The 13,606-nt window shown below is 60.2% G+C and carries 14 protein-coding genes and 1 pseudogene; 5 read left to right on the top strand and 10 right to left on the bottom strand.

Going from position 1 to position 13,606, the window contains the following annotated elements; translation table 11 throughout:
- Positions 1–43: 43 nt before the first annotated feature.
- Entirely contained in the window at positions 44–1,570 is a 1,527-nt protein-coding gene (locus IB277_RS35600) for a sugar ABC transporter ATP-binding protein (protein WP_192373048.1), read from the bottom strand.
- A gap of 162 nt (positions 1,571–1,732) precedes the next feature.
- Here IB277_RS35600 and IB277_RS35595 point away from each other — a divergent pair, with 162 nt between their 5' ends.
- A complete protein-coding gene (locus tag IB277_RS35595; RefSeq protein WP_060530505.1) occupies positions 1,733–2,755 on the top strand; it encodes a LacI family DNA-binding transcriptional regulator in 1,023 nt (340 codons plus the stop codon).
- 116 nt (positions 2,756–2,871) lie between these two features.
- The gene (locus tag IB277_RS35590; RefSeq protein WP_034798138.1) at positions 2,872–3,171 is read left to right on the top strand and encodes a PRC-barrel domain-containing protein; all 300 of its coding nucleotides are present in this window, start codon (positions 2,872–2,874) and stop codon (positions 3,169–3,171) included.
- A 167-nt stretch (positions 3,172–3,338) separates the two neighbouring features.
- Here IB277_RS35590 and IB277_RS35585 read toward each other — a convergent pair whose 3' ends face one another.
- On the bottom strand, positions 3,339–3,701 hold the full coding sequence (locus tag IB277_RS35585; protein ID WP_034798136.1) for a helix-turn-helix domain-containing protein: 363 nt from the start codon (positions 3,699–3,701) through the stop codon (positions 3,339–3,341).
- 337 nt (positions 3,702–4,038) lie between these two features.
- Here IB277_RS35585 and IB277_RS35580 point away from each other — a divergent pair, with 337 nt between their 5' ends.
- Positions 4,039–4,389, top strand: a complete 351-nt coding sequence (locus tag IB277_RS35580; RefSeq protein WP_034798240.1) for a GFA family protein — start codon at positions 4,039–4,041, stop codon at positions 4,387–4,389.
- Between the two features lie 74 nt (positions 4,390–4,463).
- Here IB277_RS35580 and IB277_RS35575 read toward each other — a convergent pair whose 3' ends face one another.
- Positions 4,464–5,714 (bottom strand): TolC family outer membrane protein, encoded by a 1,251-nt coding sequence (locus IB277_RS35575; protein WP_256436370.1) that lies wholly within the window; start codon positions 5,712–5,714, stop codon positions 4,464–4,466.
- A gap of 314 nt (positions 5,715–6,028) precedes the next feature.
- Between IB277_RS35575 and IB277_RS35570 the strand changes: the two genes are divergently transcribed.
- Positions 6,029–6,238 carry a DUF2892 domain-containing protein gene (locus IB277_RS35570; RefSeq protein ID WP_034798134.1) on the top strand — a complete coding sequence of 70 codons (210 nt, stop codon included), beginning with the start codon at positions 6,029–6,031 and terminating at the stop codon, positions 6,236–6,238.
- The gene (locus tag IB277_RS35565; protein ID WP_192373046.1) at positions 6,235–6,753 is read left to right on the top strand and encodes an RNA polymerase sigma factor; all 519 of its coding nucleotides are present in this window, start codon (positions 6,235–6,237) and stop codon (positions 6,751–6,753) included. Before IB277_RS35570 ends, IB277_RS35565 begins: the two co-directional genes overlap by 4 nt.
- 52 nt (positions 6,754–6,805) lie before the next feature.
- Here the strand turns inward: IB277_RS35565 and IB277_RS35560 are convergent, their stop codons facing one another.
- The 7 genes and pseudogenes from IB277_RS35560 to IB277_RS38465 all read right to left on the bottom strand — a co-directional run.
- On the bottom strand, positions 6,806–7,096 hold the full coding sequence (locus tag IB277_RS35560; protein WP_246713282.1) for an ATP-binding protein: 291 nt from the start codon (positions 7,094–7,096) through the stop codon (positions 6,806–6,808).
- Complete coding sequence (locus IB277_RS39070) at positions 7,023–8,159, bottom strand: HAMP domain-containing sensor histidine kinase (protein WP_192373045.1); 1,137 nt, start codon at positions 8,157–8,159, stop codon at positions 7,023–7,025. The genes IB277_RS35560 and IB277_RS39070 overlap by 74 nt, the downstream gene beginning before the upstream one ends.
- Positions 8,160–8,188: 29 nt before the next feature.
- Positions 8,189–8,860, bottom strand: a complete 672-nt coding sequence (locus tag IB277_RS35550) for a response regulator transcription factor (RefSeq protein WP_192373044.1) — start codon at positions 8,858–8,860, stop codon at positions 8,189–8,191.
- A 436-nt stretch (positions 8,861–9,296) separates the two neighbouring features.
- On the bottom strand, positions 9,297–10,142 hold the full coding sequence (locus tag IB277_RS35545; RefSeq protein ID WP_246812897.1) for a DUF3313 domain-containing protein: 846 nt from the start codon (positions 10,140–10,142) through the stop codon (positions 9,297–9,299).
- A 475-nt stretch (positions 10,143–10,617) separates the two neighbouring features.
- Positions 10,618–12,735, bottom strand: coding sequence for a carboxy terminal-processing peptidase (locus tag IB277_RS35540; RefSeq protein ID WP_060530513.1), 2,118 nt, complete (start codon positions 12,733–12,735; stop codon positions 10,618–10,620).
- Positions 12,736–12,864: 129 nt separating this feature from the next.
- The gene (locus IB277_RS38470; protein WP_234852832.1) at positions 12,865–13,161 is read right to left on the bottom strand and encodes a helix-turn-helix transcriptional regulator; all 297 of its coding nucleotides are present in this window, start codon (positions 13,159–13,161) and stop codon (positions 12,865–12,867) included.
- A gap of 63 nt (positions 13,162–13,224) precedes the next feature.
- Positions 13,225–13,491, bottom strand: a pseudogene (locus IB277_RS38465) (ArsR/SmtB family transcription factor); the annotation flags it as partial.
- Positions 13,492–13,606: the final 115 nt, after the last annotated feature.

Below are 13,606 nucleotides of genomic sequence, written 5' to 3'. Positions count from 1 at the left end.
GGAATCTTGTTGTTGTTGCCGTCGGCCGCGCCGCTGGTGCGGCTCAAGCCGCCGTCTTTTTCTTCAGGCCTGCGGCGTAACGCATGATCTCCTGTTCGGAGATCTCGTCGCCTTCGAGAATGCCGGCGATATGGCCTTCCCGCATGACCGCGACGCGACTGCAAAGGCCAATGATCTCCGGCATCTCGGAGGAGACGACGATGATCGAGCGGCCATCCCGGGCGAGCGCCGAAATGAAGTGATAGATCTGCTGCTTGGTGCCGACGTCGATGCCCCGCGTCGGCTCATCGATGATGATGATGCTGGGGTCGGTTTCCATGACCTTGGCGAGAAGCAGCTTCTGCTGATTGCCGCCGGACATGCGCCCGGCTACGATCCTGTCGTCCCGCACGCGAATGTCGAAGCGACGCCGCGCCTTGACCAGGGCCGCCTCTTCGCTGCCGGGATCGAGATAGCCGAGGCGGCTGTGGCGGCCGAGCGATTGCAGCGTCAGGTTCGCCATCATGCCGGCATTGAGCAGGAGCCCCTTGGCCTTGCGGTCCTTGGTCATATAGGCAAGGCCAGCCTTGTTGGCCGCATGCACGTCGCCGGATGGCACCGGCTCGCCACGCACCAGCACCTCGCCGGCCGTGCGCGCGCGCAAGCCGACGATCGCCTCCATCAGCTCCGTCCGGCCTGAGCCGATCATGCCGGAAAAGCCGAGGACTTCGCCGCGGCGCACCTCGAAGCTCGCGTCGCGGACATAGCCGGTCGATACCGCATCGACGCGCAGAACCACGTCTTCGTCGACATCCGGCTCGTTCTTTGCGGGATAAAGGCTCGACAGCTCGCGCCCGACCATCAGCTGGGCGATCGCCTCGCCGTCGAGAATGGAGGTCGGCGACGTCTTGATCCACTGGCCGTCGCGCAGCACCGTCACGCGGTCGGTCAGTTCCATCACCTCGTCGAGCTTGTGCGACACGAAGACGAAGCTCGTTCCCTTGTCGCGCAGCTTGCGCACCAGCCGGAACAGGAAGTTCGTCTCCTCGCGCGACAGCACAGCCGTCGGCTCGTCCATGAACACGACGCACGCATCGCGGCTGATGGCCTTGGCGATCTCGACCATCTGCTTTTCGGCAATCGAGAGCGATCCGATCATCGCGCTCTCATCGACATGCGAACCGAGGAGATCGAGCACACGACGGGTCTCGGCGCGCATGAACTTGCGGTCGAGCACGCCGAAACGGGTTACCTCGCGGCCGAGAAACAGGCTCTCGGTAACGGTCAGATGTTCGGCAAGATTGAATTCCTGGTGGATGATGACGATGCCGAGCGCTTCCGCAGCGCCATTGGCCGGCAGCTTCGTCGACTTCCCGTCAAGCAGGATCTCGCCCGATGTCGGCTGCTCGAAGCCCGACAGGATCTTCACCAGCGTGGATTTTCCAGCCCCGTTCTCGCCCATGAGCGCATGGATTTCGCCCTGGCGAAGCTCGAAATCGACGCTGAACAGGACCTGCACGCCGCTGAACGATTTGCTGATGCGGCGCGCCGACAGCACGACGGGAGCCCCGTCGACATGCTCCGTGGTCATTATCCCCTCCCTGCGGCCTCCACCGCTATTTCAATGATGTAAACCTTTACACTCGCCGATGTAAAGGTTTACATCAAACTTGCCCGACAATTTTTTTGGCTTCTTCGTTTGACCGTCGGGCGAACCTGTGTAACGTCCTCGCAGCAAATCCCGAGGCCAAGTGTGTCCAATTCCCAGCCCGCAACCATTGAAGACGTCGCACGGATCGCCGAAGTGTCGATCGCGACCGTATCGCGGGCCATTCACATGCCGGAAAAGGTAGCCAAATCGACGCGCCTCAAGGTCAACCAGGCGATCGCGATTACCGGCTACACGCCCAATGCGATGGCGCGCAGCCTGCGGCTCGGGCGGTCGAACATGATCCTCGTTGTCGCACCGGATATCGGTGATCCGAACTTTTCCAGCATTCTGGTGGGTCTCGAAAACGAAGCGCGCGCGCATGGTTACGGCGTCCTGATCGGCCATACGCAGAACGACGCCCAGCGTGGCCTGGAATATTTGAAGTTCTTCAATTCCAACCAGGCGGCGGGCATGATCCTGTTTACGGGCATCCTTCCCTTCGGCCATCAGACGCTAACGGCGCGGCTGCCGCCGACCGTCGGCGTTTTCGAGCCGGTCTTTAACGGCGGCATCCCCTATGTCGGGGTCGATGACGTCGAGGGCGCTCGCAAAGTCGTCGATCTCCTGATTTCCGAAGGGCACCGGCGCATCGCCTTCATCGGCGATTCCAACACCCGCCTTGCCTATGGTCGCCGGCGACAGGGATATGAAGCGGGGCTTGCAGCGGCCGATATTGCCATCAATCGCCGTCTGATCATGGAAGGCGACGGCACGGTGGAAAGCGGCAGGCTGGCGCTCGAACAACTCTTCATGCGTGACGACCTGCCGACCGCCTTCATGTGCGTCAACGACCAGACCGCGCTTGGCGTGACGCTTGGCCTGCGCGCCCGCGGCTACGACATCCCTGACGATTTTTCCGTCACCGGCTTCGATGATGTCCCGCAGGCGAGTTTCATGACGCCTTCGCTGACGACCATCCGCCAGCCTCGAACCGCCATCGGCAAACACGCGATGGCGCTGCTTTTGGAGTTGCTTTCAGACCGCGCGCCCTCCGAAACCGAAATCCTGCTGCGGCCTGACCTCGTCATCCGCAACTCCGTTGGCCCCCCGCCGGCACGGCGATGACGCGACATTCGCAGCCCTTCTGGAAACTCCTGCCCGTGCTTGAACCTGTGACACGGTGATGGAACCGTTTGCTCTCAAGTCGGTTCTCCCACTGTGAAGTCAAAGGAGCAACGAAGATGGATCACACTGGTCACGTACGCCTTGCAGCCACGGAACTGACACCGGCGATTTTGGAAGGGGCAACGGTTTACGGAGCGGACGACGATAAGGTCGGCACGGTCGACCACGTCCACGGCGTCGGCACAGCGAGCACCGTCGTCATCGACGTCGGCGGGTTTTTGGGCATCGGCGCAAAACCCGTTGCCGTGCCGCTTGCCGATCTCGATTTCATGCGTGACGAAGACGGCGACGTCCACGCCGTGACGACGTGGACCAAGGATCAACTCAAGGAAATGCCCGAGCATTACGACTCGTAGCTTGTCCGACATAAAGGCCTGAGGCTTCTAGCACCCAGGCTCACATTAGGATTGCGGCGGCGGCCAAAACATATCCGGCCGCCGCATACGGCTGAACACCCCGTCTCGCTGCGCCATCACTCCTGGAGCGAATGCCAGCCATTCCCCATCACCCAAGGACTGCAGTTTCAGTTTCGGCCGGGATCGGCGCCACATCCTTCGCCCTTCGCGGCAAGCCTTGCCTGATGTTCCTTGCCCCAAGTCGACAGGACCGTGACCGCCTCGTTCAGGGTCTTGCCGAACTCCGTCACCGAATACTCGACCCTTTGAACGGCGGCCGGAAAAACCTCGCGGCGAACCAGACGATCGGCTTCCATTTCGCGAAGTTGTTGTGCCAGGACCTTTTCGCTGATCCCCGGCAGAAGACGTCGCAATTCGCCGAAGCGACGCGGTTCGATGTTGACCTCCCACAATATCAGGGTCTTCCATTTGCCGCCGATCGCGTTCAGCGCCGATGCGAAGCCACAATCGTCCTGCTGCAACCGTTTCACGCGCCCCGCTCCCTACTTTCGAGTTACCGCTTACTTTAAAGTGCGTAATTTACAGGCTCCGAAAACCGCTCCTATTAGACGGCAGCTTTCAACCGGAGTTGTCGTTCATGACCAATATAGGTGTTGCCGGCGGCGGGCGCATTGGCCCCGCGCGCGCCCGGATATTTCTGAAGCCTGGCACGTTTGCGGCAAGATATCTGTCGCGTGAACGCGCGGCCCTGGCCAGGTCCGTGCCATGACCACAAGCGATCGCCTGAAAGACAATGGACGGCCGCAGACCCTAGAGTGCGCCGGAAAGCGAACGGCAAGCTGTGCCTGCGGTGGCCTGAAGATTACCGTGAACGGACCCCCTGCCCGTGTCTACGCCTGCGCCTGTCTGGAATGCCAACGCGCAACGGGATCGGGCTTCGGCTATCGCGCCCGATTTTCCAGAGCGTCCGTCATCGGCATCGAAGGGGAACGCCGGGTGTGGCGACGCGGCAGCGACGCCGGCCGCTGGGTGGACCAGACCTTCTGCCCGAAATGCGGAACGCTGGTCTACATGGAGGCGGAGGCGCTGACGGACGCGGTGATGATCTCCGCGGGCTGCTTTGCCGACCCGGACTTCCCGCCGCCCGCCGCCGTGTTCTGGGCCTCGCGCCGACATACCTGGTACGACCTGACGGAAGGCATCGAGACATTTGGATAGGTGGCCGATTTCCCCTCAGACGCAACATGTCGCAATCCACCGCGGCGAGGGCCACGGCGCGGGAGCTTGTCCGCTCATCGTGTCTCGGTATCCGCCCGTCGGGCCACGAGGCCCAGGTCCTTGGCCCCGAGCCTGCCGATGGCCGACAGGATGCGGTAGCCTCCGACGACGGTCTCCCGCTCAGCGGTGGCGAGCTTCACCTGCGCCTTCACCACGTCGGCCTGGGCTTCCAGTACGTTGAGTAGCGTGCGCTGGCCGATCGCTTGTTCTGCCATCATGCCGTCCTTGGCCATTTTTGCCGCCTTGACGGCGGCCCGGTTGGCGGACGCGGTTGCGAGCGCTCCCTGGTATTGCGCCCAGGCAGAGGCCGCCTTCGACTGAACTTCGGCGTGCTGAACGTCGACGGTGAAGTTCGATTTCCCGAGGTCCTCCTTCGAGCGCCGTACCTCGGCCGCCGCCTTTCCTCCCTGATAGATGGGTACCTTGAGCTCGATGCCCGCCTTTTGCTCCGTCGCCGATCCGTCGAACGCCATTGCGTCGATCGCGCTCACGCGCTCACCTCTGCCAATCCCGATCGCCCCCTTCACGGTCGGCAGGAGCTTTCCCTCGCTGACGGCAACATTGAACATGGCGCCTTCGGCGAGGTGCCGTCTCGCCAGAAGAGCGGGATGCTGCTTGGCGGCAATCGCCAGCGCCTTATCGATGTTGGCGGGCAGCATTTCCACGGGAACTTTTCCACCGGTTAAATTGCCCGGTTCGTCGCCGATGACCTGCCTGTAGGTCGCTTGGGCACGCTTGGCTTCGGCATGGGCGAGGCTCAGTTCCGCCTGCGCCGCAGCGCGGCGCGCCTCGGCCTGAGCGATGTTTGTTCGGGTCCGTTCGCCTGCTTGGTGGCGGGCGATCTCGGATCGCGTGAGCTCCTTGAGGAAATCCAGATCCTGTTTGCGTAGCGCGACGATGCGGCGCGTCAGCACCACGTCCATATATGCCTCGGTCGCCTCGAACAGGATGTTCTGCTCGGTGTTGCGGGTGTTTTCCTCGGCGGCGCGCTGTCGCGCCTTATTGACCTCGACATTGTTGGTCGTCTGCACGCCGTCGAAGAGGGTCTGATCGAGAACGATACCAAACGTGCCGCGATTGGTCGCCGCACTGGAATTGTACCCGATCCCGCTGCGCCAGGTGATTTTCGGATGCATCGCCGACCGTGCGATGTCGATGTCGTACGCGCTCGCGCGCACTCCGGCCCGCGCTGCATTGAGCGTCGGGTTGTTGTGGTAGGCCTTCGCCAAGGCACTTGAAAGCGGCTCGGCATGAGCCTCAGCCATGGCAATCGGAGCAATCATTGCAACCAGGGTCACCAGTATTCGTTTCATCGAACAGGAATCTCCGTTGGGAACCCGGATGGCTCGCAAGCGAGATAATCCGGATCGAGGGCACGGAGACGCTCGGCGGACGGCGTCAAGGGACGGCCAACGGCCGAACAGCACTTGGCCGGCGCCATGGCAGAAGTACAGCGGCCCAAATTTGGTACCGATGGATCCGCCGTCACGAAAAAAGTCGTGCCGTCGCGAATCCTTTTCCGGGTTCCGCGCCTCTTGTGACTGAGACGATGGGTCTCGGTTTGCACCGGAGGTGTTGCATGGCATTTTTTCGCAAGAATATAGGTAAGGGGCAGCAGATCGTGCGGATTGGCCTTGGGGTTGGCGCGGCTGTGATGGCATACAGTTTCCTGAGCGGGTGGATCGCCCTCTTGGTGGGCGTATCGGCCCTCACCTTCGTCCTCACCGGCCTCATCGGCTATTGCCCGGCCTGCGCCGTTGCCGGGATCCATGATCGGATCAAGCCATGAACACAAAGGCGGTGACGACTGAAACTTTCGAAGCCGCCCGCCACGGCGATCGCAATGCGATCGTCCGGCTGCTCGAGCGGACGCAGCCGGATATTCGCCGATATGCCCGAGCAACCTGCCGGACCGCCGATGTCGACGATGCGACACAAGAAACGCTTTGGCTTCTGTCGCGCCATGTCGGCGCGATCCGGGCACTCGCGACCCTGTCGAACTGGTTGTTCAGCGTGGTGCGGCGGGAGTGCCTGAGGCTCGCCCGACGTACCGGCATGATCGCCGCCGTAGACGAGGACGCACTTGAAACAAGTCTGGTGCAGCGGCCCGAACATGTGTTGCGGCTTGATCTGGCAGCGGCCTTCGAGGCTCTGCCGCCGCACTATCGCGACGTGGCTCTGATGCGCGACCTCCAGGAGATGACGATCGACGAGATCGCCGCGGCTCTCGATCTTTCGCGACAGGCAGTGAAAGCGCAGCTGCACCGTGCACGCCTGCTGTTGCGCGAATATTTGGCGGAGTGAGCGAGCCGAAGAGATTGTGCGCGAGCGGCTTCAAGGAACAATGGCGCGGCTATCACGAAAACGCGGATTCCTTCGCAGTTTTCGGAAACGCCAGATCGACGACCAAACCGCCGTTCGCTGCTTCTCCGAGCGCCACGGAGCCGTTGTGTGCCGTCATAATCTGGGCAACGATGGCCAGTCCCATGCCTGTTCCCTCACTCGCGCTGGTATTGCCCCGCACAAACGGCCTCAGCATTTTCTCGCGCTCCGCGGCCGGGATTCCTGGGCCCTCATCGCTGACCCGCACGATCCGGGCTTGCAGAACCTCGACTACAAGCACTTCCGTTCCGCGTGCGTGTCGCATCGCATTGATGATCAAGTTGTAAGGCCAGGCGAATGGCCGGTTCGGAACCGGGGACAATGACCCGCCCCTCTGCTTTGAACTCGATGTCCATGCCCTGCTTCATCACGGATGGCACATGCTCGGCAATGGCCGCGCGCGCGATGGCTGCGAGATCTACCATGGTGAAGGTCAGCGCCTGGCCTGACAAACGCGCCAACTGCAACGATGTCGTGACGATTGATGCAAGCCGCGCCGTGTCGCGAACAAGGACCTCCCGCACGTCCGGGTCCTGAACAAGGTCGAGCTTCAACCGCAATTTGGTCAGCGGCGTCCGCAATTCGTGGGATGCGTTGGCAAGAAAGTTTCGCTGCGCTTCGAACGCGTTGTCGATACAACCGAGCGCCGTGTTGAACGCGGCAACCATCGGCTTCAGTTCTATCGGAGTGTCGCGATCCGATATCCGGCGACCATTGGGAAGCCCGTCGATCTGCTCGGCTGAATCGACAACCCTTTTTACAGGGGTTGCGATCGTGCGCTTGACAGCAACGACAGCGATCGTGGCCGTGGCAACAAGAACAATACCCAGAAGATGGTAAAGCCCCTGCGGCCAAATTTCGCGCAGGACCACGAGCAGCGTTTCAGCATTCGAAAATGTCACTCCGCCGACCACAACGAGTTTGGGTGGATCCTCCGCGTTCAGTTTTCGGAGCCCGAGAAACTGCTGCTGGCCCGCCATGTAAGAAAACTCAGAGGAGAATACCTGGGGAGAGGTCGTATCGATGATGTCTTGGACCGATGCCGGCACGGCACCGTGTATGATGGTTTGGGTTCCGTCACTGACAAAGTACCAGAATTCGGACTGCTCTTCGGAAAGCCTGATAATCTTTTCCGCAATTACGCCTTCGACCTCGAGCACAAACTTGCCGGTGTGATCGTAGCTCACACCATCCTGGAGAAGTTCGACGACACTTTCGACTGCGATTTTTTTCCTGCTCTGCCCATCCGTCAACAGGAACACCGCGACGGTGAGGACGGTGCTGATCACCATCATCAGCGCCATGCCCAAGATGAGCACAATGGCCACCGGAAACGCGATTGAATTCGGACCCCTCATTACTCTTGCACCAGCATGTAGCCGATGCCGCGAATGGTCCGGATCGTTGCGCTGCAATTGCCCTCGCGCAGACGCTTGCGTAGCCGCGAGACATGGGAATCGAGCACGTTGGACTCGATCTCCTCCTCGATATTATAGACGGCAGCTTCAAGATTGTCGCGCTGCACGACGCGCCCTGCCCGCCGGATCAACGCTTCCAGAACGGCGAGTTCGCGTCTCGGAACGCTCAGCGCGTTCTCACCGATCATGGCGGATCGATTGATGAGATCAAACGATAGATTGCCGAATTGCGTGCAGCCGGTCTCGTCCAGGCTGTAGCGACGAAGAACCGCGCGCGCCCGTGCAATAAGCTCCATGGGCTCGAATGGTTTGCCGACATATTCGTCTGCGCCCTTGTCGAGCGCAGACACGATATCGGTCGGATCGTCCAATGCCGTCAGAACGAGCGTTGCCGGCCTCGGGCGGAGTTGCCGCAGCGTCGGCAGCAGCGACAGGCCGTCACCATCAGGTAGGTTGCGGTCGATGACCACGAGATCGAACTTGAAGGCAAGCAGTGCCGCCTCGGCATCCGCAAGCGTTTCGAATACATCCGCAACGCCGATCGCGGCTTCCAGCATGGTCTTGAGCGAAGACGCCAGCTCACGATCATCTTCTACGATCAGAATTCGCATGTTGCCTGCCAGTGTCGACTAGAATTGAGTTTTGAAGATGCGAATATTCATGAAGGAAACAAAAGAGGATTCTAAACAACACGACGTAAGTCAGGTCGCAATCATCCTAATCGAAACAGCCCTCGCTAAAACATCCGTCATCCCTGCGGAATTACTCGTAAGAATACACGGGAGGATCGTAATCGCGTCCTCTACGGCGTTCATCGGACATATCAAGACGTTGTACGCAATTAGCATAAGCATCGGTTCCCGGCACGAATCCGTACTCGGCACAACGGTTTCTGTATTCTACGGTTTCGCATCCCGCCAACACGATCAGCAGGCCCGCTGCAATGAAAAGACGCATAAAATGACCTCGGTTTATTTCTCGTTTTGTCGATACCTGGATCCCATTGCCACCTTGCGACAATGTTACGAGACACAAGCGTAGTCCGCCTCAGCGGCTGCCAATGGAAGGGATTGTTTTTTCGGCAGAAACGGCTGTTCCGGTTGCCGCGACGGCGAGCTTGCCTCCCCTGTCCGTCCAGGACGGCGGCGCTCCGATGGAGGCGCCGATCATGCCGACCACACCCGGCGCACGCCCGAAGTCCTCACAGATCGCAGAACCGGGTTTCCCACCAAGCAACGTGCGAATGTCATAAACGGACGGCAAGTACAGATCGAAATCTCCAGGTTCTTTGCCGGCGACGACCATTCTTGAGAAATCCTTGCCGAAAGCCGCGGCCAGGTCATAGGCGTCACCAACCTGCGAAACGCGCGCTTCACTCGTAAACGAGTTCGCGCCCTTCGACCAAACGATCGCCGCCGTTTGTTTGCCGGTTCGATCGACGGCCTCCGCTTCGACGGCCAGCCCGCCGAGCCCGAAGGGCAGTCGTGGTATGCCGACCGGCAAGGCAAGCGAACTGCCGATGGAAATCGCCTTGGCGGCACCAGCGACGGACGGCTCGGTCGGGACAATGTCCGTAACAACCGTTCGGACCGTCAGATCTGCGGGCGTACCGAACGGGACGATCTGATATTTTTCGCTCATGGTGATGCAGATCGCGCGGTCAATCGCGTTCGTTACCAGCAGGCGGTCCTTCTGCTTCTCGACACGCTGCAGCGCAGGCGGGGCCAGAGACGTCGGCGCGATGCTCACCGTTTTGACGTCCTTCAGGCCATCCTTGCTGAAATAGACTCTCTTCTTCTCGAACTTCCCCTTCGGAGCACTGAGGTTGCTGTAGGAGGTAAGCGTTCCTGCTTCCTTCAAGGGAACGGTCGTACATCCCCCAAGAGTGAGCATGATCGGCACTATTCTTGCGATTCCCCGACCCCCTGCCACGCCCCTTCTATGGCTGTTCGTCTTCTCATTGCATGTCATTCGCCCAGAACCCTCGTTGTCAAAGACGAGCGCCGATTGGGGTCCTGCACCTTGTGAAAACATTACGAATTCAGCTCAACGCGCTGACTACCATTTGAATTCAATATCCGGGAAAAATCAGGTCTCTTGCAGCGTAATGTTCCTGCAAAAAAACAATAGGACAAGGATGTACGGTGATTTTACTCGGAGCGCATTGATGTACCTTTTTATGTTTTTTAGCGCGATAATCGTATTCAGCATTCTGTTCCTGAGCGCATACTCCATTTACTCGCAGCTCAGCGACGCCAACGATATTTTATAGGCTTGTACGTCTGCGCTGAGCGCGGGAAACAAAAAAGGTCGACAAAAGAGTGCTTTGTCGACCTTTCCTCAAGTACCCGCGCATCGGCCGAGCAGACTACTTTCCGGTGGCACTTGCCGGTGGCTGCGTGGCCGCCTTCAACCCACCTTCCTGCAAATCCGCCTCATCGGCCAGAATGGCGGTCGCCTCAGCAAGCAGAACGTCCTTTGCGTTCTTGCGGGCGTTTTCCATTGCGATATCGGCACTCAGGCTGCGTTCGTCCGCATTCAATCCATCGTCCTCACCGGTATCCTCGCCATCGCTTCCCTGGGCTCGAGCCTTAAGACGATTTTCGCGATCCTTCATTTCCTTGCGACGTTCGGCTTCGTTGAGGGAGACAACGCCTTTTTCGCGTTGCGCCTTGATGTCGGCGATGTCTTCGAGGAGGCGCTGGAAATCGGGGTCGCTTGCAATGCGCGCATTATGGCGGTCCTGCAGTGCCGGCAGCAGCGCCGTGACGGTATCGGCCGGCGTATAATCCGCAGGCTTGATCTCTGACCACGGCAGGGCGTTATCATAGCTCGTCTCGCCAAAGCGCGTCGGGTCGGAAAGCCCCGGCAGACTGATATCGGGCGTTACGCCGTGCAGCTGCGTAGTGCCGCCATTGACCCGGAAGAACTGGGCGATCGTCACCTTGAGTTCGCCAAACGCAGGCTTGCTGTTGCGGACCATCTGGTCGAGGTCGACGACGGTTTGAACCGTGCCCTTGCCGAAGCTGGGCTCGCCGATGACGACACCGCGGCCGTAGTCCTGGATGGCCGCAGCAAAAATCTCAGAGGCCGAAGCCGACCCGCGATTGATCAAAACACCGACGGGTCCTGACCAGAGAGGCTCAGGAAACTCCGAGCTTGTCACCACGACCTTGCCGTCGCCACTGCGTTGCTGAACGACCGGTCCAGAGCCGATGAACAGGCCGGTCAGGGCAATCGCCTGGTCCAGCGAACCGCCGCCATTGTTGCGAACGTCGATCAGAACGCTGTCGACCTGTTCCTGCTTCAGCTCTTCCAGAAGCTTTGCGACGTCGCGGCTCGCGCTGCGATAATCCTGCTCTCTTTTGCGCCGGGCTTCGAAATCCTCATAGAAGGCCGGAAGAGTGATCACCCCGATCTTGCGGGTGGTATCGCCCGCCTTCACAGACAGAACGCTCTTCTGCGCCGCCTGCTTTTCGAGGCTGATCTTGTCGCGCACGAGGGTGACGATGCGATGGGCGGCGTCTGCTCCCGCATCGGCCGGCAGGACGTCGAGGCGCACGACCGACCCCTTCTTCCCGCGGATCAACTGCACGACTTCATCGATGCGCGTGCCGACCACTTCCTTTATCGGGCCGTCGTGACCCTGCCCAACGCCGGTGATGCGGTCTCCGACCGCAAGCTTGCCGGACAGCTGCGCCGGCCCACCAGGCACGAGCTCGCGGATCGTCGTGTAGTCGTCGCGTTCCTGCAGCACCGCGCCGATTCCAACCAGCGAGAGCTTCATGGCGATATCGAAATCGGCCGAAGCGCGGGCGCCAAAGTAATCCGTGTGCGGATCGACCGACGTCGTGTAGGCGTTCATGAACGACTGGAAGACGTCGTCACTCTTGTACTTGGAGGCACGCTCGAGCGCGTTTGCATAGCGCTTGTCGAGCGTTTCGCGAATGGCCGCATCAGTCTTGCCACTGAGCTTCAAGCGTAGCCAGTCGCTTTTCACACGCTTGCGCCACAGCTCGTTGCTCTCGGCTTCCGACTGCGGCCAGGGCGCCTTCTCGCGCGACAGGGAATAATCCTCCTGCTTCGTGAAATCGAAGTCCTGCTTCAGCAGTTCGCGCGCGTAGTTCATGCGGTCGACGACACGCTTTCCATAGACGTTGAAGATCGCAAACGGGATCTTCAGGTCCTTCTTCTTGATGGCGTCGTCGATCTCGTTGCGGTCAGGTTTGAAACTGTCGATGTCGGCCTGCAGGAAGAGCCCACGATCCGGATCGAGGGACTCGATGAAGCTGTCCATGATCTTGGCCGACAAGGCGTCATCTAGCGGAACGGGCTTGTAGCTGTAGCGCGTCAGAAATTTTGCGCTCAACTGTGCGGCCTGTGCCTGCTGCTTCAGCGGCTCCAGAACAGGAGGCGAGGCAACGTCGGCATAGGCGGACGGCGCGATTGCAAGAAATGCACCAAGGAAGACGTATGAAATGCGCATTCAGCGTTGACCCAATTCTTAATGCCGAGTTTCGAAGAGGGATCTAGGTGAAGCAATTATGGCTTTTTGGCAACCGGATTGATCCGACGCCGAGGCCGGCCTTACGTCAAGGCAGGCATCCGCCCGGGACTAATGGAGCGAGCCTGCCGCCCGGAATTCGCCCGGCGCCATCCCGTAAGCGCCCGTGAAAAGTCGGTAAAACCTTGCAAGACTATCGAATCCGCAGGCATAGGCGACCTCGGTGACGGGCAAGGCGGGCCGCTCGACGAGAAGCCGCCGCGCCTGCGAAGTCCGCATCGATGCCAGCGTGCGAGCGAAGGTCAATTCCGCGTGTTCGAACAGGACATGCAGCTGGCGCACGGAAATACCGAGCTCGAGCGCGACCTTTGCCGGCGTCAGTTTCTGCTGGTATTTGTCGCGCGCCATGATCTCTTCGGCGGCATAGCGCAGGCCCGAACGAAGGGCCGCACGCACTTCGGGCATGCCGGGTTTCAGTCTGTCGAGAATGGTCACCGGGTGGGCGGCATGTTCACTGATCCAGCGGCCGTGAATGCGCTTGATCGGCAGCGCATTGAGATAGTTCCAGCGCTCGCGTCCTGCCCGGCTGACGATGATCAGGTCGGCCTCTTCCAGCACCTTCAGATGCTGCATGACGGTACAGCGATCCATGTCTGAAAAGGCGGCGCAGAGCATGTCGGTGGTCTGCGCCTGGGCCAATGCCCAGAAAACCGAGACTTCTTCCCGCTTGCTTGACATGTTATGTTTTTACAACATAATTCAGCCAGATGCGACGGAGACCGCGCCGGTAAGATCGGATTGAGAGCTTTTCGGGAGCAATCGAACCGAGCCGGTTGGCTGGACGTCGCCCACC

The organism is Ensifer sp. ENS07, assembly GCF_014852185.1.
Classification (GTDB): domain Bacteria; phylum Pseudomonadota; class Alphaproteobacteria; order Rhizobiales; family Rhizobiaceae; genus Ensifer; species Ensifer adhaerens.
This window is presented reverse-complemented; position numbering and strand designations above follow the sequence as displayed.

What these genes read in the sequence shown, in the direction of transcription:
- IB277_RS35600 (WP_192373048.1), bottom strand. Translation starts at nt 1,570, where the DNA reads ATGACCACGGAGCATGTCGACGGGGCTCCCGTCGTGCTGTCGGCGCGC.
- IB277_RS35590 (WP_034798138.1), top strand. Translation starts at nt 2,872, where the DNA reads ATGGATCACACTGGTCACGTACGCCTTGCAGCCACGGAACTGACACCG.
- IB277_RS35575 (WP_256436370.1), bottom strand. Translation starts at nt 5,714, where the DNA reads ATGGCTGAGGCTCATGCCGAGCCGCTTTCAAGTGCCTTGGCGAAGGCC.
- IB277_RS35570 (WP_034798134.1), top strand. Translation starts at nt 6,029, where the DNA reads ATGGCATTTTTTCGCAAGAATATAGGTAAGGGGCAGCAGATCGTGCGG.
- IB277_RS35565 (WP_192373046.1), top strand. Translation starts at nt 6,235, where the DNA reads ATGAACACAAAGGCGGTGACGACTGAAACTTTCGAAGCCGCCCGCCAC.
- IB277_RS35560 (WP_246713282.1), bottom strand. Translation starts at nt 7,096, where the DNA reads ATGCGACACGCACGCGGAACGGAAGTGCTTGTAGTCGAGGTTCTGCAA.
- IB277_RS35550 (WP_192373044.1), bottom strand. Translation starts at nt 8,860, where the DNA reads ATGCGAATTCTGATCGTAGAAGATGATCGTGAGCTGGCGTCTTCGCTC.
- IB277_RS35545 (WP_246812897.1), bottom strand. Translation starts at nt 10,142, where the DNA reads ATGCTCACTCTTGGGGGATGTACGACCGTTCCCTTGAAGGAAGCAGGA.
- IB277_RS35540 (WP_060530513.1), bottom strand. Translation starts at nt 12,735, where the DNA reads ATGCGCATTTCATACGTCTTCCTTGGTGCATTTCTTGCAATCGCGCCG.
- IB277_RS38470 (WP_234852832.1), bottom strand. Translation starts at nt 13,161, where the DNA reads ATGGCGCGCGACAAATACCAGCAGAAACTGACGCCGGCAAAGGTCGCG.